Source organism: Pseudonocardia sp. Ae150A_Ps1, assembly GCF_001932315.1.
In the GTDB taxonomy this organism is placed as follows: Bacteria; Actinomycetota; Actinomycetes; order Mycobacteriales; family Pseudonocardiaceae; genus Pseudonocardia.
In genome coordinates, this window is the sequence record NZ_MCIJ01000001.1 from 4,050,935 (window position 1) to 4,070,335 (window position 19,401).

Annotated in this window: 20 protein-coding genes and 1 tRNA gene; 10 read left to right on the forward strand and 11 right to left on the reverse strand. The window is 73.5% G+C overall.

The features are described 5' to 3' along the window. Positions 1 to 22: 22 nt before the first annotated feature. Entirely contained in the window at positions 23 to 1,003 is a 981-nt protein-coding gene (locus tag Ae150APs1_RS18975; protein WP_060574041.1) for an MBL fold metallo-hydrolase, read from the reverse strand. A gap of 59 nt (positions 1,004 to 1,062) precedes the next feature. Beyond that, a complete protein-coding gene (locus Ae150APs1_RS18980) occupies positions 1,063 to 1,680 on the reverse strand; it encodes a LysE family translocator (protein ID WP_075299353.1) in 618 nt (205 codons plus the stop codon). Positions 1,681 to 1,803: 123 nt separating this feature from the next. Between Ae150APs1_RS18980 and Ae150APs1_RS18985 the strand changes: the two genes are divergently transcribed. Beyond that, positions 1,804 to 2,256 carry an Lrp/AsnC family transcriptional regulator gene (locus Ae150APs1_RS18985; RefSeq protein ID WP_060574039.1) on the forward strand — a complete coding sequence of 151 codons (453 nt, stop codon included), beginning with the start codon at positions 1,804 to 1,806 and terminating at the stop codon, positions 2,254 to 2,256. A 141-nt stretch (positions 2,257 to 2,397) separates the two neighbouring features. Here the strand turns inward: Ae150APs1_RS18985 and Ae150APs1_RS18990 are convergent, their stop codons facing one another. The 3 genes from Ae150APs1_RS18990 to Ae150APs1_RS19000 all read right to left on the reverse strand — a co-directional run bounded on the left by Ae150APs1_RS18990 (position 2,398) and on the right by Ae150APs1_RS19000 (position 3,394). Further along, positions 2,398 to 2,814, reverse strand: a complete 417-nt coding sequence (locus Ae150APs1_RS18990) for a type II toxin-antitoxin system VapC family toxin (protein ID WP_227012706.1) — start codon at positions 2,812 to 2,814, stop codon at positions 2,398 to 2,400. After that, positions 2,811 to 3,104: a type II toxin-antitoxin system prevent-host-death family antitoxin gene (locus Ae150APs1_RS18995; protein ID WP_060574038.1), complete on the reverse strand. Its 294-nt coding sequence runs from the start codon at positions 3,102 to 3,104 to the stop codon at positions 2,811 to 2,813. Before Ae150APs1_RS18995 ends, Ae150APs1_RS18990 begins: the two co-directional genes overlap by 4 nt. A 217-nt stretch (positions 3,105 to 3,321) precedes the next feature. Beyond that, positions 3,322 to 3,394 (reverse strand) — tRNA-Arg (locus Ae150APs1_RS19000). A 163-nt stretch (positions 3,395 to 3,557) separates the two neighbouring features. Here Ae150APs1_RS19000 and Ae150APs1_RS19005 point away from each other — a divergent pair. Both Ae150APs1_RS19005 and Ae150APs1_RS19010 read left to right on the forward strand, forming a co-directional pair. Further along, positions 3,558 to 4,199 carry an N-acetyltransferase gene (locus tag Ae150APs1_RS19005; RefSeq protein WP_075299355.1) on the forward strand — a complete coding sequence of 214 codons (642 nt, stop codon included), beginning with the start codon at positions 3,558 to 3,560 and terminating at the stop codon, positions 4,197 to 4,199. A gap of 37 nt (positions 4,200 to 4,236) precedes the next feature. Continuing rightward, the gene (locus Ae150APs1_RS19010; protein WP_075299357.1) at positions 4,237 to 4,647 is read left to right on the forward strand and encodes a Rid family hydrolase; all 411 of its coding nucleotides are present in this window, start codon (positions 4,237 to 4,239) and stop codon (positions 4,645 to 4,647) included. Between the two features lie 84 nt (positions 4,648 to 4,731). On the opposite strand, the gene Ae150APs1_RS19015 is transcribed toward Ae150APs1_RS19010, so the two are convergent. From Ae150APs1_RS19015 to Ae150APs1_RS19025, 3 genes are read right to left on the reverse strand one after another with little or no spacing between them, the layout of a single operon-like run. Continuing rightward, positions 4,732 to 6,414 carry a biotin/lipoyl-binding protein gene (locus Ae150APs1_RS19015; RefSeq protein WP_060574036.1) on the reverse strand — a complete coding sequence of 561 codons (1,683 nt, stop codon included), beginning with the start codon at positions 6,412 to 6,414 and terminating at the stop codon, positions 4,732 to 4,734. 34 nt (positions 6,415 to 6,448) lie between these two features. Next, the gene (locus Ae150APs1_RS19020; RefSeq protein ID WP_075299359.1) at positions 6,449 to 7,657 is read right to left on the reverse strand and encodes an ABC transporter permease; all 1,209 of its coding nucleotides are present in this window, start codon (positions 7,655 to 7,657) and stop codon (positions 6,449 to 6,451) included. Beyond that, positions 7,654 to 8,349 carry an ABC transporter ATP-binding protein gene (locus Ae150APs1_RS19025; protein ID WP_075299361.1) on the reverse strand — a complete coding sequence of 232 codons (696 nt, stop codon included), beginning with the start codon at positions 8,347 to 8,349 and terminating at the stop codon, positions 7,654 to 7,656. Before Ae150APs1_RS19025 ends, Ae150APs1_RS19020 begins: the two co-directional genes overlap by 4 nt. Positions 8,350 to 8,486: 137 nt before the next feature. Here Ae150APs1_RS19025 and Ae150APs1_RS19030 point away from each other — a divergent pair, with 137 nt between their 5' ends. After that, a complete protein-coding gene (locus Ae150APs1_RS19030; RefSeq protein ID WP_075299363.1) occupies positions 8,487 to 9,686 on the forward strand; it encodes an FAD-dependent monooxygenase in 1,200 nt (399 codons plus the stop codon). Position 9,687: 1 nt separating this feature from the next. On the opposite strand, the gene Ae150APs1_RS19035 is transcribed toward Ae150APs1_RS19030, so the two are convergent. Further along, the gene (locus Ae150APs1_RS19035; RefSeq protein WP_075299365.1) at positions 9,688 to 10,791 is read right to left on the reverse strand and encodes an SDR family oxidoreductase; all 1,104 of its coding nucleotides are present in this window, start codon (positions 10,789 to 10,791) and stop codon (positions 9,688 to 9,690) included. Between the two features lie 147 nt (positions 10,792 to 10,938). Further along, on the reverse strand, positions 10,939 to 11,739 hold the full coding sequence (gene ppk2 / locus Ae150APs1_RS19040) for a polyphosphate kinase 2 (RefSeq protein WP_010240989.1): 801 nt from the start codon (positions 11,737 to 11,739) through the stop codon (positions 10,939 to 10,941). 158 nt (positions 11,740 to 11,897) lie between these two features. On the opposite strand from ppk2, the gene Ae150APs1_RS19045 reads away from it, so the two are divergent. After that, entirely contained in the window at positions 11,898 to 13,094 is a 1,197-nt protein-coding gene (locus Ae150APs1_RS19045) for an MFS transporter (RefSeq protein ID WP_075299367.1), read from the forward strand. Here Ae150APs1_RS19045 and Ae150APs1_RS19050 read toward each other — a convergent pair. Next, positions 13,091 to 13,777 carry an SGNH/GDSL hydrolase family protein gene (locus Ae150APs1_RS19050; protein WP_060574032.1) on the reverse strand — a complete coding sequence of 229 codons (687 nt, stop codon included), beginning with the start codon at positions 13,775 to 13,777 and terminating at the stop codon, positions 13,091 to 13,093. The two genes, Ae150APs1_RS19045 and Ae150APs1_RS19050, sit on opposite strands and share 4 nt — an antisense overlap. A 60-nt stretch (positions 13,778 to 13,837) precedes the next feature. On the opposite strand from Ae150APs1_RS19050, the gene Ae150APs1_RS19055 reads away from it, so the two are divergent. The 5 genes from Ae150APs1_RS19055 to Ae150APs1_RS19075 all read left to right on the forward strand — a co-directional run bounded on the left by Ae150APs1_RS19055 (position 13,838) and on the right by Ae150APs1_RS19075 (position 19,401). Beyond that, positions 13,838 to 14,695, forward strand: a complete 858-nt coding sequence (locus Ae150APs1_RS19055; protein ID WP_075299369.1) for an NAD(P)-dependent oxidoreductase — start codon at positions 13,838 to 13,840, stop codon at positions 14,693 to 14,695. 79 nt (positions 14,696 to 14,774) lie between these two features. Continuing rightward, complete coding sequence (locus tag Ae150APs1_RS19060; protein ID WP_075299371.1) at positions 14,775 to 15,473, forward strand: response regulator transcription factor; 699 nt, start codon at positions 14,775 to 14,777, stop codon at positions 15,471 to 15,473. Beyond that, entirely contained in the window at positions 15,470 to 16,954 is a 1,485-nt protein-coding gene (locus Ae150APs1_RS19065) for a HAMP domain-containing sensor histidine kinase (protein ID WP_139316979.1), read from the forward strand. Before Ae150APs1_RS19060 ends, Ae150APs1_RS19065 begins: the two co-directional genes overlap by 4 nt. 58 nt (positions 16,955 to 17,012) lie before the next feature. Beyond that, complete coding sequence (locus Ae150APs1_RS19070; RefSeq protein ID WP_139316980.1) at positions 17,013 to 18,674, forward strand: trypsin-like peptidase domain-containing protein; 1,662 nt, start codon at positions 17,013 to 17,015, stop codon at positions 18,672 to 18,674. Between the two features lie 229 nt (positions 18,675 to 18,903). Then, a complete protein-coding gene (locus tag Ae150APs1_RS19075) occupies positions 18,904 to 19,401 on the forward strand; it encodes a MogA/MoaB family molybdenum cofactor biosynthesis protein (protein ID WP_033200263.1) in 498 nt (165 codons plus the stop codon).

Below are 19,401 nucleotides of genomic sequence, written 5' to 3' on the forward strand. Positions count from 1 at the left end.
GGGATCTCCTCGGTGGACGGGGTCAGAGTGGCCAGTCGCGCGGCCAGGGCTGGTCGAGCGCAGTGGGGTCGACGGGGACGTATTCCGCGGCCGCCCACAGACGTCCGTCCTGCTCGACGACCGCACCGCTGCGCCGCATCGTGGTGACGAGCTCGTCGACGACGTCCGGGGCCGACCGGTCGAGCTGGGTCGCGGTGTCGGTGATCCAGGCCCGGGCGAGCAGGTAGTCCTGCAGCTCGGGGAGCGGGATGCCGCCGCGGATCATCAGGGCGTAGCCGAAGATGCGGCGGGCGGCATACCAGACGGCACCCTGCGGATCGTCGACCAGGCGCTGGGCGCGGCGGTGGGCGTTCGCCAGTGCGGCGGCGGGGTCGTCGGGGATCCGTCCGTGCGCCGGGAGGAGCACCCTGGGGTGCAGGCCGTCGAGCCGCTCCAGCGACGCCTTCGCGATCGCGGCGGCGTCCGGGCCGTCGAGTGCGGTGGAGACCCAGCCGACGTCGTGGTCCGACAGCGCGTCCCCCACGACGAGCAGCCGCTCCTCGGGCTGCCACAGGCTCAGATGTCCGCGGGTGTGGCCGGGTGTGTGCACGACCTGCCACTCGACCTCGCCGAGCCGGAGCATCTCGTCGTCCTCGAGGGAGCGGTCGACGGTGTACGGGCTGACGGGTTGGTCGAGGTACTCGGCCATGCAGCAGCCGGGATCGCGCCGGGCGACGGCATCGGCATCGGGGGCGCCGGCGGCGATCTGTGCGCCGGTGGCCTGCAGGGCGGCGTTGCCGCCGACGTGGTCGGCGTGCCAGTGCGTGTTGACGACCGTGGCGATCCGGGTGCCGGCCTCGGCTTCGGCCCACGCGCGGGTCTGCTCGGCGTGGCCGACGAAGCCGGTGTCCACCAACGCGGGTTCCGGTCCCGGCAGCAACAACAGGTTGGCATCCGGGAACGGGCGCGGCCGATAGCGCACCCACTTCGGCAGCCGGTCGTCGTCGAGCGCGTCGTCCGTCATGTTTTTGACTCTATGCTCAACAACGATCGGGGGCCAGGACCCACGATGGAGCGGGAGGTTCAGCCGGCGAACTGTCCGACGAGCAGGCCCGCGCCCAGCACGACCATCGCGGCGCCGGACACGCACGACACCAGCCGTGACCATGTCGGCCGCGCGGCGAGGAGGCGTCGTGCGCCGATCCCGACGCCGATGTAGACGACTCCGCAGGTCACCACGTGCACCGCGCCGAGAACCAGCATCTGGATACCCGCCGGCCAGGAGCTCGCAGGGTCCGTGAACCGGGGCAGCACGGCAAGGATCAGCAGTAGCGCCTTCGGGTTCAACCCGCTGATCCCTGCGCCCTTCGTGACCTGCCGCAGCCACGACGCCGTCTCGACCGTTGCGCCCGGCACCGCGCCTGCGGGGCGGGTGAGGCCGGACAGCCCCAGCCACACGAGGTAGGCGGCACCGATCGCCGTGAGTGCGGTCAGGATCGTCGGGGAACCCGCCATGACCGCCGCCATCCCCGCGGCGACCGCCGCCGTCAGGGTCAGGTGCCCGGCCATCAGGCCTGCGACGGCGGGGAGGACGCTGCGCTGCCCGACTCCGGCGCCGATCGCGTACGCCCAGTCCGCACCGGGAGTGCACACGAGTAGCAGCGACAGTCCCCAGAACGCGACGACCGTCCCGACCACCATGCCTGCCTCCTCTGTTCCGGGCTCCGGAGCGCCTCCGGGCCTGCCGGCAACGCTAGGAGCGCAGCGGTGGAAGGTGTTCTCATTCTTTCGACGGAGCGGCTCACTTGAAGTAAGAATCCATGGGTGGATGCCACTGACCGAAAAATTCTTGCCGAGCTCCAGGAGGACGGCCGAATGACCATCACGGAACTGGCGGAGCGGGTGCAGCTCAGCGTGTCGCCGTGTCACCGGCGACTGCGGGCGCTCGAGCAGGCCGGCGCCGTCGCCGGGTACCGAGCCCATCTCGATCCCCACGTCCTCGGCCTGGACTTCGACTCCCTCGTCTTCGTGACCATGCGCGAGTCCGACCGCGACACCATCGACGCCTTCGAGGGGGCCGTCGCCGACATCGCACACGTCGTGCAGGCCCAACGTCTCTTCGGAGACCCCGACTACCTGCTCCGCGTCCTCACACGCGACCTGACCGCGTTCCAGGAGCTCTACGACGAGCGACTCGCGGCGCTCCCCGGAGTTCAGCGCCTCAGCTCCACCCTGGTCATGAAGAGTGTCGTCGAGAATCGAGTGCTCCCGCTCTGACGGCGGACACCTGTCGGCTGAGGGCGCAACACACCGGAAGGGGAGACAGAATGGCAGAGGTCGCTGTCGTCGGTTGCGGCGCAATGGGATCGGTTGCGCCGGGCTGATGCAGCGTGCCGGTCACGAGGTCCACGGCGTCCGCTACCCGTCCATCAGGTCGATCACGGTCAGCGCCGACTCGAGGCCGGCGAAATCAGCGGCGTTGCGGGTCAACAGCGCGACATCGTGCCGCGCCGCGGTGGCGGCGATCTGCAGGTCCATCCGTCGTGGTCGGGGATTCCGCCCGATCTGGCGCACCAGGGTGGCCAACGCCCCGTAGTACTCGGCGGTCACCACGTCGAACGGCAGTACCTCGAACCGGTCGAGGACGGCCTGCACGCGTCGGCGTCGGCGCATCTGGACCAGAGGGTCGGCCGTGGCGGTCACCCCGTAGTGCAGCTCGCCCATCGTGACCGCCGAGACAGCGACCTCGTCGGCGACCTCGAGAACCCGAGCGGCCGGGAAGTCGATCACGACGGAGGTGTCGAGCAGGGCTCGGCGCGGCTCGCTCCTCGTCAACGCCGGCCACCGTCGAACGGGTCGGCGATGTCGTCGTCGCCGAAGAGCTCGTCAGCGGCATCCAGGTCGGCCTGCCACGCCGCCGGGTCGGGAGGCGGCTCCGTCGCGAACGTATCGACGAGCTCGGACACCGGGACGAACCGGCGCTTGCCCGTGCCCCGCTGGTGCGGGACCACATCGGCTACCGGACGGCCGTTCACCGTCACGACGAAGGACTCGCCCTCGGCGACCCGGCGCATGACCGACGCGTTGTCGTTGCGCAACTCCGACTGCCGGATCTCCTGGCTCATAGCGTCACGATAGCGCTCTCATAGCAATCAGGGTCCAGTCTGCCGGATCGGGGTGCCCGACGACGTCGTCGAACACCATCTGATGGACCGCTCTCGAAGAAAGCGGCGCGCTGGATCGACAGGGTGGTGAGTCACGCAGGCCTGGAACAGGCTGTGGAGGATTTCGCGGGCTCGGCGGCAGTCGGTCGGAGGATCGTCGATGTGCCTCTGACCTGCGTGCCCCCGGCAGGAATCGAACCTGCGACACCCGCTTTAGGAGAGCGGTGCTCTATCCCCTGAGCTACGAGGGCGTACGTGGAGGTTACCTGGGAGTCTCCGGCGCCTCGTCGCCGCCGTCGTCGTCAGGGGGCACATCCGGGACACATGGTGCGGCGTCCGTCCGGTGTCCCGGTGCGGGCCGGGCCGCTGGCTAGTGTTCACCGGCAGAGTGCCTGACGAGCGGAGCAGCCGGGAATGATCGAGTCCAGTGTCGTGGTCGAGCGCGGAGACGTCCTCGGCGAGGAGTACCGGCGCCGCATCACCGAGGTGTACGTACGGAGCTTCGCCGACGACTTCGTCGCCTTCTCCCGCGACCCCGGGAGACTGGCCGACGCGTTCGAGCACATGCTGCTGCTCGAACGGTTCCACGTCGCCCTCGTGGAGGGGGAGCCCGCCGGTCTGGCGTCGCTCACCGAGGCGGAGCAGACGCTGTTCGCGCCGCGGTTCCGGGAGATCAGGCGTCATCTCGGGCTGGTCCGCGGGCTGCTCGGTTACGTTGTGATCCGGAGGTGGTTCATGCCTCCCTCGGAGGGTGCACGGCCGGGGCTCGCCGAGATCGGGTTCGTCGCCACCGAACCGGAGCATCAGGGGCGGGGAGTCGGCACCGCGCTGCTGCGTCACCTGCTCGCGCTGCCGGGATACCGCGAGTACGTGCTCGAGGACATCAAGGACACGAACGTCGCCGCCCTCGGGCTGTACACGAAGCTCGGCTTCACGGTGTACAAGCGTCGCTCGGTGCGTTTCGCGAAGCGGGTCGGGTTCACCGAGCTCGTGTCGATGACGCTCGTGCAGGAGCCCGCGCCGCAGGACGACCCGCTCCGGACACCGGAAATCTGATCCCGCCGGGAGGAGCGTCCGGCTAACGTCGGCGGTGATGACCACGGCCGTGACCCTGATCCGTTCCTCGCGACTCTCCGACGTCGCCGAGTACGCCTACGCCGCGACGGTGCCCGCCGGCACGCGACTGATCTTCCTGGCGGGCAGCTGCCCGCTCGACGCGGACGGTGCGACCGTCGCGGTCGGTGACTACGCGGGTCAGGCGGCCCAGGCCGTCGAGAACCTGACGACGGCACTGGAGGAGAGCGGGGCGTCGCTGAGCGACGTCGTCAGCACCCGGGTGCTGGTCGCATTGACCAGGCAGGCCGACCTGGTCGCGGCGTGGGAGGTCGTGCGGGATGCCTTCGGCGAGCACGACGCGCCCAGCACGCTGCTCGGGGTGACCGTGCTGGGCTACGACGACCAGCTCGTCGAGATCGAGGCCGTCGCCGCGGTCCGTGACCGCTGACCGGCTGGAGCCTGTCGAGCCACGAGGGTCACCCACGGCCCGGAGCAGGCACGGGCCGTCCGGGCCGTGGGTGCACGGCGAACCTCAGTTTTGCGGCGGCCCACCCGGCGCAGCGGCGACCTGACCCTGCGGCAGCAGCACCGACTGGCCCTCGTCGAGCCCGGAGCGGACCTCGGTGAACTCGTCCCCGACCATGCCCGGGACGAAGGGCACCGGGGCGGCCTCGCCGTCCTCGCCGAGGACGTCGACGATCCGCTGCCCGTTCTCCGTCCGGACCGTGGACGACGGGACGCGCAGCACCCCGTCGGCCGCCTCGACCCGGACGGCGGCCTCAGCGGTCTGTCCGTCGCGGAGCTGCGGGTCGCCCTCCCGGAGGACGATCGAGGCGTAGTAGTTGACGATGCCGGAGACGTCGCGACCGGTCGGCGCGATCGCCAGCACGGTGGCCGGCGTGGTCAGGCCGGGGACCGCGTCGACGGTCACGTCGACCTCCTGGTTGGGCTGGATGCGCGCGGCGTCGGACTCCTCGAAGGGCACGACGAGCTGGAACGACGCGACGTCGTTGAGGACGATGAACGGTCCGCCGCCGGCCCCGGCGGCGCCTGCGGCGTCCCCGCCGCCAGTGCCCGACGCACCGCTCGCGGCGGCGTCGGGGATCCGGGCCGAGCTGCCCGGCGCGAGGGCGGTCGTCCCGGACGCGGCCGGGAGGAACTCGCCGGTGGCGCCGTTGACCTCGGAGACCACCCCGGCGGTCGGGGCGCGGAGTGCGGCGGCGTCCAGGTCGTTCTGGGCCAGGGCGACGGCGGCCTCGGCGTCGCGAACCATCGCCTCCTGGGCGCTGGTGTCGGCCGGCCGGTCCGTGCCCGCGAGGCCGAGGTCGTTCTCCGCGGTGACCACGCTGGTGCGGGCCTGCTCGATGGAGACCCGGCCCGCGGCCTGCTCGGTCCTGGCCTGCTGCTCGGCCGTCGCCAGGTTGGTCTTCGACGTGACCACCACGCCCTTGGCCTGCTGGACGGCGCTCTCGGCCGTCGGGACGTTCTGGCACGCCGGGTCGGTGGTCAGCCCGCCGGTGGACCCGCCGGGCGTCGCACCGGTGGCCCCGTCGGTACCGCCCTCGGCGCCACGGCCGAGCAGGCTCCCGAGGCCTCCGGAGCCGGGCTCCGACGGCGAGGTGGACGGCGAGGTCGAGGGCGACGTGGAGCTCCCGGTGCCGCAGGCCGCCTCGGCCTCCCGGAGCTGCTCCTCCGCGCGCTCGAGGCTCTTCCGGTCGAAGTCCAGCTGGACCCGCGCCCGTTCGACGGCGACCTCGCCCGCCCGGTTCGTCGCGTCCACCTGACCCCGGGTCGCGTCGAGGACGGCCCGTGCCTGGTCGAGGTTCGCGGCCGCGGCCTCCACCGAGTTGCTGTTGCGGATCTTGTCGAGCGCCGCCTGCTGCTGGGCGAGCTGGGCCCGGCTCTGCTCCAGGGCCTGGGAGAGGGCGAAGTCGTCGAGCCGGGCGAGGATCTGGCCGGGCTCGACCCGCTGGCCCACCTCGACCAGGACCTCGGACAGCCGGCCGCCCTCGGCGAACCCGAGGTTCTGCTCGGTGATCGACACCAGTGAGCCGGTCGCCGCGACGCTCGACACGACCTCGCCGCGGTCGACGTCGACGACCGGTGGCGGTGTCTGGCCCGCGGTGCACGACGCGACGGCGAGCAGCGGCAGCAGTGCCGCCCAGCGCCGGCCGGGTCGTCGTCGAGTCGTCTGCCGGGATGCCGGAACCGGCATGCGGGGCCCCTGTCGTCGGTCGTGGGTGGAGATGTCACTGGAACCGGAGCGCCTCGATCGGGCGCAGCCGCGCGGCGCGGTTGGCCGGGTACCCGCCGGCGACGAGGCCGATGAGGAGGCTGATCACGAAGGAGACGACGACCGAGGCGGGATCCACCACGGGCGGCGGGAAGTCGGGGACCACCTGCGGCAGGGTGGCGGCGGCCAGTGTGGACAGACCGACGCCGAGCAGGATGCCGGCGAGCCCGCCCAGCCCGGCGAGGATCGTCGACTCCAGCAGGAACTGCTGCAGCACGGCCCGCCGGGGCGCGCCGATGGCCTTGCGGATCCCGATCTCGCGGGTCCGTTCGGTGACCGTGACCAGCATGATGTTCGCGACGCCGACCCCGCCGACGATCAGCGAGATCGCGGCGACGGCCACGGTGAACAGCGTGAGGAAGCCGAGCGTCTGGTTGACCTGGTCGAGAAGGTTCTGCTGCGCCGTGGCGGAGTAGTCGCGGTCCGTGGGGTCGCGGACGTCGCGCCGGCCGTCGAGCAACGCCGTGACCTGGTCCAGCGCCGCCGGGACGGTGGCCGACGAGGTCGCCTGCACCAGCACGGTGCCGATGTCCTCGCCGCCGCCGAGGACGAACCCGCGGGCGGTGTCCAGCGGCATGATCACCGTCTGGTCGTCCCCGGTGGCCTCCACGACGCCGATCACCCGGAACGAGCTCCGGCCGATCCGCAGCTCCGAGCCCAGCGCGGCCCCGGCGTCCCCGCCGAACAGCTCCTGCACCGGCCCGGGCGCGAGCACTGCGACCTTGGCCTTGGACCGGACCTCGGCGTCGTCGAACATTCGGCCGACGACGAGGTCACGGCCGGTGACGTCGAGGTAGTCCGCGGTGGTGCCGGTGGCCGTGCCGCGGAACCGCTCGCTGCCGTCGCGCTGCACGACGACCGGGCCGCCCGCGACCGGTGTCGCCGAGGCGACGTCCGGGGCGTCGGTGCGGTCGTCGAGCGCGGCGACGTCGGCGTCGGTGAGGGCGCGCGGCGTGCCCCCGCCGTCCTGGTCGGTGTTCACCGTGATCTGGGTGGCCAGCGACCCGAACGAGTCGCTGAAACCGCGCTGGATCCCGTTGCCGAGCGCGACCAGCACGATGACCGCGGAGACCCCGATGATGATGCCGAGCGTGGTCAGGGCGGAGCGCAGCTTGTTGGCACGCAGCCCGCGCAGTGCCAGGCGGGCCGCCTCGACGACGTTCATGCCGGACCGGCCGTCGTGCGGGTCGGCTCCTGCCGGACGTCGCTGGTGATCCGGCCGTCGCGCAGCCGTACGACCCGTCGCGCGAACTCGGCGACCTCGTCCTCGTGCGTGATCAGGACTACGGTCCGGCCCGCCTCGTTGAGCTCCACCAGCAGCTCCATGACCTCGACGGTGGAGCGGGTGTCGAGATTGCCGGTCGGCTCGTCGGCCAGGATCATCGACGGCTCGGTGACCAGCGCGCGGGCGATCGCGACCCGCTGCTGCTGCCCGCCGGAGAGCTCGTTCGGCATGCTGTCGCCGGGGCCGACCCGGGACAGCGCGGCGAGCGCCCGGTCCCGGCGCGCCCGGCGCCCGGCGCCCGCGTAGACCAGGGGCAGCTCGACGTTGCGCGCCGCGCTGGTCCGGGGGATGAGGTTGAAGGACTGGAAGACGAACCCGATCCGCCGGTTGCGGAGGTCGGCCAGCCGGTTCTCCCGCAGCCCGACGACGTCCTCGCCGTCGAGGCGGTAGTGACCGTCGGTGGGGACGTCCAGGCACCCCAGGATGTTCATCATCGTCGACTTGCCCGACCCGGACGGCCCCATGATCGCGACGAGCTCGCCCTCGTCGATCGTCAGGTCCACGCCGGCGAGTGCGTGCACGTCGCCGGCACCCGCTCGATAGGTCTTCGTCACGGATCGGAGTTCGATCATCTACGCCTGGTCCCCCCGGATGGCTCGAACGGTCCAACGGGTTACGGCGTAGGAGGTAACGAACAAATCGGAAGACATCGTGAACGGGCACGGATTCCACCCGTCCGGGGCGGCGGTGGAGCGCCTACCGTCGGGGCATGGTGCAGCACGTCCTGGTCTCCGGAGCGAGCGTCGCCGGCCCGGCGCTCGCCTCCCTGCTGACGGCGTCCGGAGTGGACGTCACCGTCGTCGAGCGGGCCGACGGCCTGCGCGAGGAGGGACAGAACGTCGACGTCCGCGGGGTCGGCCGCGAGGTGCTGCGCCGGATGGGGCTGGAGGACGCCGTGCGCGCGGCGGGGACCGGCGAGTCGGGCACCGACTTCGTCGACGGGCGCGGGCGGCCGTTCGCGTCGTTCGACGCCGGGACCGACGACTCCGGCGGCGCCACCGCCGAGCTGGAGATCCTGCGCGGCAGGCTCGCCAGGATCCTGCACGACGACTCGCTGCCCGGGACGCGGTACGTGTTCGGCGACCGCATCACCGCCCTGCACGACGACGGCGAGGGCGTCGAGGTCGAGTTCGAGCGCGGGCCGCGGCGCCGGTTCGATCTCGTCGTCGTCGCGGAGGGGCTGCGCTCGCGCACCCGGGAGCTGATCGTGCCCGGCGCCGCCGTGCACGAGCTCGGCCTCTACTGCGCGTACGCCGCGATCCCGCGGACCACCGGTGACGACGACCGCTGGCGCTGGCACCCCTGCGGCCGCGGCCGGACGGCGTCGCTGCGGCCCGACGACGCCGGCACCACCCGGGTGTTCCTCAGCTTCGTCTCCGACGTGCGCGGGCTCGACCGGCTCGGCCGCGACGACGTCGTCGCCGTGCTGCGCGCGACCTACGCCGACGCCGGCTGGGAGGTCCCGCGGATCCTGCGCGACCTCGACGACGCCGAGCTGTACTTCGAGGCGATCGGCCAGGCTCGGCTCCCCGCCTGGAGCAGCGGCCGGGTCGCGCTGCTCGGCGACGCCGCGTACGCGTCGTCCCCGATCAGCGGGATGGGGACCACGCTGGCTCTCGCCGGCGCCTACGTGCTGGCGGGCGAGCTCGTCGCGCACGACGACCCGCGGACCGCCCTCGCCCGCTACGAGCCGGTGCTCCGGCCGCTGGTGACGCGGGCACAGAAGCTGCCGCCCGGCACGCCGCGGCTCGCCCACCCGCGCACCGCGGCCGGGCTCGCCGCGTTCCGGGCCGCGACCCGGCTCGCCGCGTCACCGGCGTTCGGGGCGCTCTCCGGCCTGGTCCGGCCGCCCGCCGAGGCGATCACGCTCCCCGCCTACCCGGTGCCGGGCGGGCCGCTCGCCGCCTGAGTCAGACCATCGCCGCGGTGCCGACCTGCGGGTTCTCCCGGTAGAACCGCACCATCGGGCCGACATGCTCGTCGAACGCCGGGCAGTGCACGCCCAGCCCGGCGAGGGTCGCCGTCGTCGCCGCGGTGTCGTAGCGCGAGGGGTGCGTGAGGTAGTCGAGCGTGCTGGACGGGACCTTGAACAGGCGTCCGACACCGGGCACGTGGTCGATCGAGAACGCGGCCGCACCGGTCGGCATCGGGACCACCCGCAGGCGTGTGCCGAGCTGCTCGGCGAAGGTCTCGCACATCCGGGTCACCGTCGGCGGGTCAGGCTGGGCGAGCGCGAACGTCCGGCCGGCCGCGCCGTCGTGCCCGGCGAGGGCGGCGATCGCGTCGACGACGTAGTCGGACGGCACCAGGTTGAACTGCGTGCGCGCCGCCTGCCGGGGCAGCGGCACGAACGCGGTGCGGCCCTGCCGGGCCAGCAGCTGCAGCAGGTAGTAGGGCCCGTCGAACTTCTGCGTCGCGCCCCGCACCGCGTCCCCGACGACGATCGAGGGCCGGTAGACCGTCACCGGCAGTCCCGCGTCGCGGGCCTTCGCGACGACCCGTTCCGCCTCGTGCTTGGTGTGGTCGTAGTGGTTCGCGAACGCCTGGCCGAGCTCGAGGTCGGTCTCGGAGAAGATGCCGTCGTAGCGGCCGGAGACGTAGCAGGTGGAGACGTACTGGAGCCGGGTCAGGCCGGCGCCGCCGGCGGTCGCCACGGCGAGCTCGACGACGTGGCGGGTGCCCTCGACGTTGACCCGCCAGGCGACGTCCGCAGGCACCGACAGGTCGTAGACCGCGGCCAGGTGGAAGATCTCCAGCGGCGCGGCGAGCAGCCGGGCCCGGTCCTCGCCGGACAGGCCGAGGCCGGGCGCGGTGATGTCGCCGACGACGAGATCGGTGCGGCCCGCGATCTCCGGGTCCTCGTGCTCGATCCGGTCCAGCGTGGCCCGGGCCTGCCCGGCGAACTTCGCCTGCACCAGTGCCACCGCGCGGGCGCCGGGGGCGCGGCGCAGCGTGCGCGGCAGCAGGGCCGATCCGAGGAAGCCGGGGAATCCGGTGAACAGGACGACGCTCACGGCCGCGCCACCTCTCCGCGCGGCCGGGGCGCCGCGCCCGTCGTCGATCGGCCCGGCCGGGGCGCGGGCCCGTGTCGCGGGCGACGGTATCCGGTACCGCCGGTACCGGACGGCGTGGTGTGCGGGACGCCACCCGTCCGGGCGGTGCTACCCGGCGAGCGTCGCGGCGTGGTCGGGGACGTCGCGCTGGACCTCGCGCGACGGCCGCTCGTAGCCCGACGACGGGGCCCGCTCCGGCAGCGTCAGCACCCGGCGCTCCACCGGCTCCCACGGGATCGCCGACAGCAGGTGGTGGATCATGTTGATCCGCGCGTTGCGCTTCTGCTCGGCCTCGACGATCCACCACGGGGCGTGGTCGGTGTCGGTGTGCACCAGCATGTCGTCGCGGGCCTTCGAGTAGTCGTCCCACCGGGTCATCGACTCGAGGTCCATCGGGGACAGCTTCCACTGCTTGAGCGGGTTGTCCAGCCGCTCGGCGAACCGGCGGGCCTGCTCGTCGGCACTCACCGAGAACCAGTACTTGAGCAGGTGGATGCCGTCGTCGACGAGCAGCTGCTCGAACACCGGGGCCTGGCGCAGGAACCGCCGGTACTCGGCCTCCGAGCAGAACCCCATGACCCGCTCGACGCCGGCGCGGTTGTACCAGGACCGGTCCAGCAGCACGATCTCCCCGGCCGCCGGCAGGTGCTCGACGTAGCGCTGGAAGTACCACTGCGTCGTCTGCCGCTCGGTCGGCGCGGGCAGCGCGACGATCCGGCAGAACCGGGGATTGAGGTACTGGCTGACCCGCTGGATCGCGCCACCCTTGCCCGCGGCGTCACGGCCCTCGAACACGACGACGACGCGTGCGCCGCTCGCCCGCACCCACTCCTGCATCCTCAGCAGCTCGCCCTGCAGACGGAGCAGTTCGGCGTCGTAGACCTTGCGGGGCAGCTTTCCGGTCGCCATCGGACCACCCAACCAGATCGACGTGACGGAGTGGACACGGTTCCGGCTGGCAATCCGCGAGTTTCCTCGTCTAGCGTGGATATTCGCGTCGAGGCCGCCGCCCGTCATCTCCGAGCCACGTCGGCTCACCCACCACACGTCCCAGGAAGGGTCCGCTGATGCGTGCCGTCACCACGCGCCCCTCGCTCGCGCTCGCCGCGCTGGCCGTCGGCGCCTTCGCCATCGGTACCGGCGAGTTCGTGATCATGGGCCTGCTGCCCGATGTCGCCGGGGGCCTCGGCGTCGACATCCCCGACGCCGGCCGCCTGATCTCCGCCTACGCGCTCGGCGTCGTCGTCGGTGCGCCGCTGCTGATCGCGGCGGCGAACCGGTTCCCGCGCAAGGCCGTGCTCATCGCGCTGATGGGCGGCTACGCCGGGTTCAACCTGCTCTCCGCCCTCGTACCGGGCTACGGCCTCGTGCTCGGCGCGCGGTTCCTCGCCGGACTGCCGTACGGCGCGTTCTTCGGCATCGGTGCGGTCGTCGCCGGGAGCCTGGTCACCAAGGACCGCCGGGCCCGCGCGATGGCGATGATGTTCGCCGGGCTCACCCTGGCCAACGTCGCCGGCGTCCCGGTCGGGACGCTCGTCGGCCAGCAGGCCGGCTGGCGGTGGGTGTTCGCCGTCGTCGGGCTGATCGCCGCGCTCGCCGCCGCCGCGATCGTGCTGTGCGTGCCGGACGTCCGCAGCGCCACCCCGGTCCGCCTCGGCCAGGAGCTCCGCGCGCTCGGCCGCCGTCCGGTGTGGATGGCGCTGCTGATCGGGACCGTCGGCGGTGCCGCGCTGTTCTCGACCTACAGCTACATCACCCCGATGCTCACCGAGATCGCCGGCTTCACCCCGACCGAGGTCACGCTGCTGCTGGCGCTGTTCGGCATCGGCATGACCGTCGGGAACATCGTCGGCGCCCGGCTCGCCGACATCGCGACCATGCCGACGATCTACGGCGCGCTCACCGCGACCGCGGTCGTCTCGCTGTTGTTCGTCCCTGCCCTGCAGAACCAGGCGACCGCGATGATCGCACTGTTCACCCTCGCGGTGACGACGTTCGCGATCGTCCCGCCGGTCCAGCTGCGGATCATCACCGCGGCCGGGGACGCGCCGAACCTCGCGTCCGGGGCGAACCAGGCTGCGTTCAACGTCGCCAACGCGCTCGGCGCCGCCTTCGGCGGCGCGGTGATCGCCGCGGGCTTCGGGTTCGCCTCGCCGAACGTCGTCGCGGCCGGGCTGGCCGTCGTCGGGCTGGGCGTCGCGATCGTCGCCGGCCGCACCGCGAAGGCCGACGCGCGCCGCGAGCCCGCGCAGGTCGGCAGCTAGTACCCGGCCCGGCGCAGGGCCTCGGTGAACACCTCGGCGATCGCGGCGTAACCGCGGTCGTTGGGGTGGAACCGGTCGGACGCGAGCTTGCCGCGCCAGTGCCGGGTCCGGGGATCGCGCAGCTCCGCGAGCACGAGCTCGCGGCGCCGCACGGCGTCGTCGATCAGGCCGTTGACCTGCAACGCGGCCGCGAACGTGCCCGGCTGGTTGCCGATCACCGTCCCGCGCGGCAGCCGGTCGAGCAGGACGGCGTAGCGGTCGCCGACGCCGTCCTGGTGTTTCGGCTGCATCAGGTCGTTCGAGCCGATCAGGCAGATCAGCAGGTCCGGCCGCAGCCGCAGCGCCGCGGGCAGCTGCTGGTGGAGCACGTCGTCGACCCGGGCGCCGTGCTGCGACAGGTTCACCAGCCGCCACCCCGGGAGCTCCGGTTCCAGGCGGCCGGCCCAGCCGCCCTCCGGGCTCGTCGCACCGAGGCCCTGGGCCATCGAGTCGCCCAGCACCACGCACAGTGGCCCGGTCCGGGCGAGCTCGGCGCGGTTGCGTTCCCCCCAGTAGGCGGCGAACGGCCCGATCTGCTCCTGGACGCGGCGGATCGCCGGGACGAACCGCGACGCGAGGGTGATCAGGCGCCCGGGTGGGCGGCCGGTCCGGTTGGAGAAGCCGGGATCACCCGTGTCGGTCACGCCGCCAGTCAAGCAGAGACCGCCCGGCGCACCCGGCGACGTCGTCCTACGGTGAGGTCCATGACGAGCGTGGCACTGCTGGGAACCGGGATCATGGGCGCCGGGATGGGGCACAACGTCCTGGCCGCGGGTCTGGAGCTGCGGGTCTGGAACCGGACGTCGTCGAAGGCGCAGCCGCTGGCCGACGCCGGCGCGACCCTGTGCGAGGACCCGGCCGACGCCGTCCGCGGCGCCGACGTGGTCGTGACGATGCTCGGCGACGCCGGCGACGTCACCGCCGTCATGGAGCGGGCGGCCGGCGGGCTCACCGAGGGGCAGGTCTGGCTGCAGACCACCACGGTCGGCGTCGAGCCGTTCGACGGGCTCCGCCCGATCGCGGAGCGGCACGGCCTGGTGCTGCTCGACGCCCCCGTGCTCGGGACCCGGGCGCCCGCCGAGTCCGGCCAGCTCGTGATCTTCGTGGCGGGCGACCCGTTGGTGCGGGCGATCGTCGTCCCGGTGCTCGACGCCGTCGGGAGGCAGACCGTGTGGGTCGCCGACACGAACGCCACCGCGGCCGCGAGCCGGCTGAAGCTCGTCGCGAACAGCTGGGTCCTCGCGATCACCGCCGCCACCGGGGAGTCCGTGGCGCTCGCCCAGGGGCTGGGCGTGGACCCGCAGGCGTTCCTCGACGCGGTCGCCGGTGGCCCGCTCGACCTGCCCTACCTGCAGAACAAGGCCGCCGCGATCCTCGCCGACGACTGGACGCCGAACTTCACCGTCGACAACGCGGCGAAGGACGCCGGCCTGATCGTCGCGGCCGCGGAGGGTGCCGGGGTGCGGCTCGACGTCGCGGAGGCGGTGCGGGAGCGGCTGCGGCGGGCGTCCGGGCGCGGGCACGGCGGCGACGACATGGCCGCGGCCTACAAGGCGTCCTGACCTGCTCCCGCCCGGTGGTGACGGTCGCTACCCGAGCGCCGCTCAGCAGCCTCTCAGACGTCTGGGCGAGACTGGCGCCATGCGCATTCTGGTCGTCGACGACGACAAGGCGGTCCGTGACTCGCTGCGCCGCTCCCTGGCCTTCAACGGCTACCAGGTCGATCTCGCCGAGGACGGCCAGGCCGCGCTGGACAGGATGCTCACCGACCGGCCGGACGCGCTCGTCCTCGACGTGATGATGCCGCGGGTCGACGGCCTCGAGGTGTGCCGCCGGCTGCGCAGCGCCGGCGACGACCTGCCGATCCTGGTGCTGACGGCGCGGGACGCGGTGTCGGACCGGGTCGCCGGTCTCGACGCGGGCGCCGACGACTACCTGCCGAAGCCGTTCGCGCTGGAGGAGCTGCTGGCCCGGCTCCGGGCGCTGCTGCGCAGGCGGGTCCCCGACACCGACGACGGCGCCGACCCGCCCAGTGCCGCGCTGACGTTCTCCGATCTGTCGCTGGACCCCGACACCCGCGAGGTGTCGCGCGGCGGACGGTCGATCAGCCTCACGCGCACCGAGTTCTCCCTGCTGGAGCTGCTGCTCGCGCACCCCCGCAGGGTGCTGACCCGCGGGCAGATCCTCGAGCAGGTGTGGGGCTACGACTTCCCGACCAGCGGCAACGCGCTCGAGGTCTACGTCGGGTACCTGCGCCGCAAGACCGAGGCCGACGGCGAGCCGCGACTGATCCACACCGTGCGCGGCGTCGGGTACGTGCTGCGGGAGTCGCCGCCGTGACCGGCCCGCCCCACTCCGGCCCGATCCGGCTCGGCGAGACCGAGGAACGGGGCGAGCGCTGGTGGCGGCGGGTGTACGGGTACCGCGCCCCGGACCGGGAGCGGTTCACCCTGCGCGCCCGGATCGGCGTGCTCGCCGCGCTCGTCGCCGCGGCGATGGTGCTGATCGTGTCGGCCGCCGCGTTCCTCGTGGTCCGGCAGAACCTCACCAGCTCGCTGGACGAGACATTGCAGCTGCGCGCGCAGGCCGCCGCCGAGAGCGACCTGATCAACCCGCAGCTGCTCGCAGCGCTGCCACCCGCCGTGCTGGGCGCGGCGGACCTGCACATCGCGCTCGTCTACGCCTCGGGCGTCTACACCTCCGCCGACCCGACCTCGATGCCGCCGGTCGACGGCCCGGAGCTCGCGGTCGCCCAGGGCGAGGAGAAGATCCAGCCGGGCCGGACGGCGTCGCTCGAGGGCGTCCCGTACCGGGTCGTCGCGGTACCGGCGGGGGAGGGGCGTGCACTCGTCATCGCCCAGCAGCTGGACACGATGACCCGGGTGGTGTCCCGGCTCGGCACCGCGCTGCCGCTGGTCGGCCTGGGCGGGGTCGTGCTGGCCGCGCTGGCCGGTGTGGCCGTCGCCCGGACGGGGCTGCGGCCCGTGCAGCGGCTGACCGCGGCGACCGAGCGGGTCGCGAACACCGGGGACCTGCGGCCGATCCCGGTGTCCGGGTCCGACGAGCTGGCCCGCCTGACGATCAGCTTCAACGCGATGCTCGGGGCGCTGGCCGCGTCGCGCGAGCAGCAACGACGGCTGGTGGCCGACGCCGGACACGAGCTGCGCACACCGCTGACGTCCCTGCGCACCAACCTGGAGCTGCTCGCCGCGGCCGACCGGCCGGACACCCCGGACCTCCCCGCCGACGACCGCGTGGAGCTGCTCGGCGACGTCCGCGCCCAGGTCGAGGAGCTCTCGCACCTGGTCGGTGATCTCGTCGAGCTGGCCCGCGACGACGCCCCCACGATGGCCACCGAGGCCCTCGAACTGGGCGAGGTCGTCGAGCGCGCACTCGCCCGGGTCCGCCGCCGGGCTGGGGAGGTCGAGTTCGACGTCCACCTCACCCGCTGGACCCTCGACGGCGACGCGAACGCCCTCGAACGGGCCGTGCTGAACCTGCTCGACAACGCCGTGAAGTGGAGCCCGCCGGGCGGCACGGTGCGGTTGTCGATGGTCCCCATCTCCCCGGAGTGGCTGGTCGTCGAGGTCGCCGACGCGGGCGACGGCATCGCCGCCGAGGACCTCCCGCACGTCTTCGACCGCTTCTACCGGGCCGACCTCTCCCGGACGATGCCCGGCTCCGGGCTGGGCCTGTCGATCGTGGCGCAGGCCGCGGCCCGGCACGGCGGCGAGGTCCGCGCGGGCCGGGCCCCCGAGGGAGGGGCCCTGCTGTCGATGGCGCTGCCGGGCCGGCACGTGGACGGGGCCGGCAGCCCATAGCCTGGGGGGACGGTCCGGGACGGCGGGCCGTGCACGCGATGTGACGGACGGTGGACGCATGGCCCAGGACAACCCGCCCGACGAGGGGACCGGCGCCGACGTGCCGACCACCGGCGGTCCCGGCTCGGCGGGAGCCGCGTACCCGGAGAGGTCCGGTGCCGGCGAGCGGGAGACCGGGCGCGTGGACTCCGGGACGGCCGCGGCCGGGACCCCGGCGGACCTCCGGGCGGGGGACGACGGATCGGCGGCGGACCGCGGTCCGGACACCGCGGACACGGCGGACACGGTGGGCACCGGTTCCGGGGACACCGGCACCGGGGACGCCGGATCGGACGGGGTCGTCACGGCCTCCACCCCCGCCTCCAACCCTGCCGACCGACCGGACCCGGACGCGGGGCCGGACGCCGACGCCGTCTCCACCCAGGACCCGCCGACCGACCGGTGGGAGGTCCCCCCGGCCAGCCCGTGGTCCCGCTCCGGCGGCACCGACCCGGGGGCCCCGGCGCACGGGACGGGAGCGCCGGACCCGGCGGTGGCGGGGGGGACGGGAGCGCCGGACCCGGCCCGGCCCGTCACCGAGCAGCTGCCGCCCTGGGCCTACGGGGCGCAGCCGGTGCCCGGCGACGACCCGTCCGGTGGCCCCGGGGTGGACGCCCCGCCGCCGCGCCGGCCGCGCCGGACCGTCGCGATGATCGTCGGCGGGCTGGTGCTGGCCCTGGTCGCCGGCGCCATCGGCGGCGCGATCGGCACCGACATCGCCCGCTCGTCGGCCTCCGGCGGGGGTGTCCTCGACTCCCCGGTCCCCGAGGCCGAGTCCGACCTGCCCGTCACCCCCGTCGAGTCGGTCGCCGCGCGCGTGCTGCCGAGCGTGGTGCAGCTGCGGGTCGAGGGCGGTGCCGGCAACACCGGCAGCCGCGGCGAGGGCTCCGGCATGGTGATCAGCGAGGACGGCCTGATCCTCACCAACAACCACGTGGTGGAACCGGCAGGCTCCGGCGGGACGCTGCGAGCGGTGCTGCAGGACGGCCGGGTCGCGGTGGGCTCGATCGTCGGCCAGGACCCGCAGTCCGACGTCGCGCTGGTCCGGGTGCAGCTCGCCGGCCTCACCCCGGTCGAGCTCGCGAACTCCGACGGCGTCCGGGTCGGGCAGCAGGTCACCGCGTTCGGCTCCCCGCTCGGGCTCGGCGGGTCGGTGACCACGGGCATCGTGTCCGCGCTCGACCGGGCCGTGAGCGTCGGCGGTGAGGCGGGTGGTGCCTCGACCGTGCTTAACGCGATCCAGACCGACGCCGCGATCAACCCGGGCAACTCCGGCGGGCCGCTCGTCGACATGGAGGGCCGGGTCGTCGGGATCAACTCGGCGATCGCGACGGCGGGTCCCGGCGGCGGGTCGATCGGCGTCGGGTTCTCGATCCCGGTGAACCAGGCCCGCCGGATCGCCGACCAGCTCCGGACCGGTGGCCCGGCCACGCACGCCGTGCTCGGCGTCGAGGTCGCCGACGACCCGCAGCTCGGCGGGGCGATCGTCCGGACCGTCACACCCGGTGGCGCGGCGGAGCAGGCCGGGCTGCGGCCGAACGACGTGGTGCAGCGGCTCGGTGACCAGCGGATCTCCACGGGCACCGATCTCCAGGCGGCCGTCCGTTCCCAGCCGCCGGGCAGCGTCGTCGAGCTGCAGCTGCAGGACCGGACCGTTCAGGTGACACTCGGGGAGCAGTGAGGTGCGCATGCATCCGCACGTGAATACGCAACGTCCACACGGACGGGTCCGGCCGGGTGGAGCCGCTCGCATCTCGTTGACCTGTGAAACATCCGCATGATGGGCTGTCTGCGTATTCGGTGGTGCCCCACCGGATGCGACCGGAGCGCCGTGCCGGCGCGGGTTCCCCCTCCCCGCACCGGTGCGGCCTCCCCGTGGGCACCGCCGGCCCGGCGATAGGGTGACGACCATGGAGATGCCGGGTCCGCAGATCGGCCGTGCCCTCGTGGTGATCGTCGACGACCGGGTCAGTGGCGGTGAACGCTCGGACGAGACCGGTCCGCTGGTCACCGAACTGCTGGAGGAGGCGAACTTCCTCGTCGACGGTGTGGTCACCGCGCCCGGCGACGTCGTCGCCATCCGCAGCGCGCTGAACACCGCCGTGATCGGCGGGGTCGACCTCGTCGTCACCGTGGGCGGGACCGGGGTCTCGCCGCGCGACGTCACCCCCGACGCGACGACCGGGGTCCTGGACCGTCCGGTGCCGGGCATCGCCGAGGCCGTCCGCGCCTCCGGGCTCGCGGCCGGTGCGGTCGACGCCGGTGTGTCCCGCGGGGTCGTCGGGGTCTCCGGCAGCACGCTGGTCGTCAACCTCGCCGCGTCGCGGGCCGCCGTCCGTGACGGCATGGCCACGCTGACCCCGCTCGTCCCGCACGTCATCTCGGAGCTGTCCGGGCCGCTGGCCTGA

Excerpts from the sequence above, each read along its gene's own strand:
- Ae150APs1_RS19060 (WP_075299371.1), top strand. The coding sequence starts at position 14,775 with ATGCGCATTCTGGTCGTCGACGACGACAAGGCGGTCCGTGACTCGCTG.
- Ae150APs1_RS18975 (WP_060574041.1), bottom strand. The coding sequence starts at position 1,003 with ATGACGGACGACGCGCTCGACGACGACCGGCTGCCGAAGTGGGTGCGC.
- Ae150APs1_RS19015 (WP_060574036.1), bottom strand. The coding sequence starts at position 6,414 with ATGCCGGTTCCGGCATCCCGGCAGACGACTCGACGACGACCCGGCCGG.
- Ae150APs1_RS19070 (WP_139316980.1), top strand. The coding sequence starts at position 17,013 with ATGGCCCAGGACAACCCGCCCGACGAGGGGACCGGCGCCGACGTGCCG.
- Ae150APs1_RS19010 (WP_075299357.1), top strand. The coding sequence starts at position 4,237 with ATGACCACGGCCGTGACCCTGATCCGTTCCTCGCGACTCTCCGACGTC.
- Ae150APs1_RS18980 (WP_075299353.1), bottom strand. The coding sequence starts at position 1,680 with ATGGTGGTCGGGACGGTCGTCGCGTTCTGGGGACTGTCGCTGCTACTC.
- Ae150APs1_RS19075 (WP_033200263.1), top strand. The coding sequence starts at position 18,904 with ATGGAGATGCCGGGTCCGCAGATCGGCCGTGCCCTCGTGGTGATCGTC.
- Ae150APs1_RS19005 (WP_075299355.1), top strand. The coding sequence starts at position 3,558 with ATGATCGAGTCCAGTGTCGTGGTCGAGCGCGGAGACGTCCTCGGCGAG.
- ppk2 (WP_010240989.1), bottom strand. The coding sequence starts at position 11,739 with ATGGCGACCGGAAAGCTGCCCCGCAAGGTCTACGACGCCGAACTGCTC.
- Ae150APs1_RS19020 (WP_075299359.1), bottom strand. The coding sequence starts at position 7,657 with ATGAACGTCGTCGAGGCGGCCCGCCTGGCACTGCGCGGGCTGCGTGCC.
- Ae150APs1_RS19025 (WP_075299361.1), bottom strand. The coding sequence starts at position 8,349 with ATGATCGAACTCCGATCCGTGACGAAGACCTATCGAGCGGGTGCCGGC.
- Ae150APs1_RS18995 (WP_060574038.1), bottom strand. The coding sequence starts at position 3,104 with ATGAGCCAGGAGATCCGGCAGTCGGAGTTGCGCAACGACAACGCGTCG.
- Ae150APs1_RS19030 (WP_075299363.1), top strand. The coding sequence starts at position 8,487 with ATGGTGCAGCACGTCCTGGTCTCCGGAGCGAGCGTCGCCGGCCCGGCG.
- Ae150APs1_RS19045 (WP_075299367.1), top strand. The coding sequence starts at position 11,898 with ATGCGTGCCGTCACCACGCGCCCCTCGCTCGCGCTCGCCGCGCTGGCC.
- Ae150APs1_RS19055 (WP_075299369.1), top strand. The coding sequence starts at position 13,838 with ATGACGAGCGTGGCACTGCTGGGAACCGGGATCATGGGCGCCGGGATG.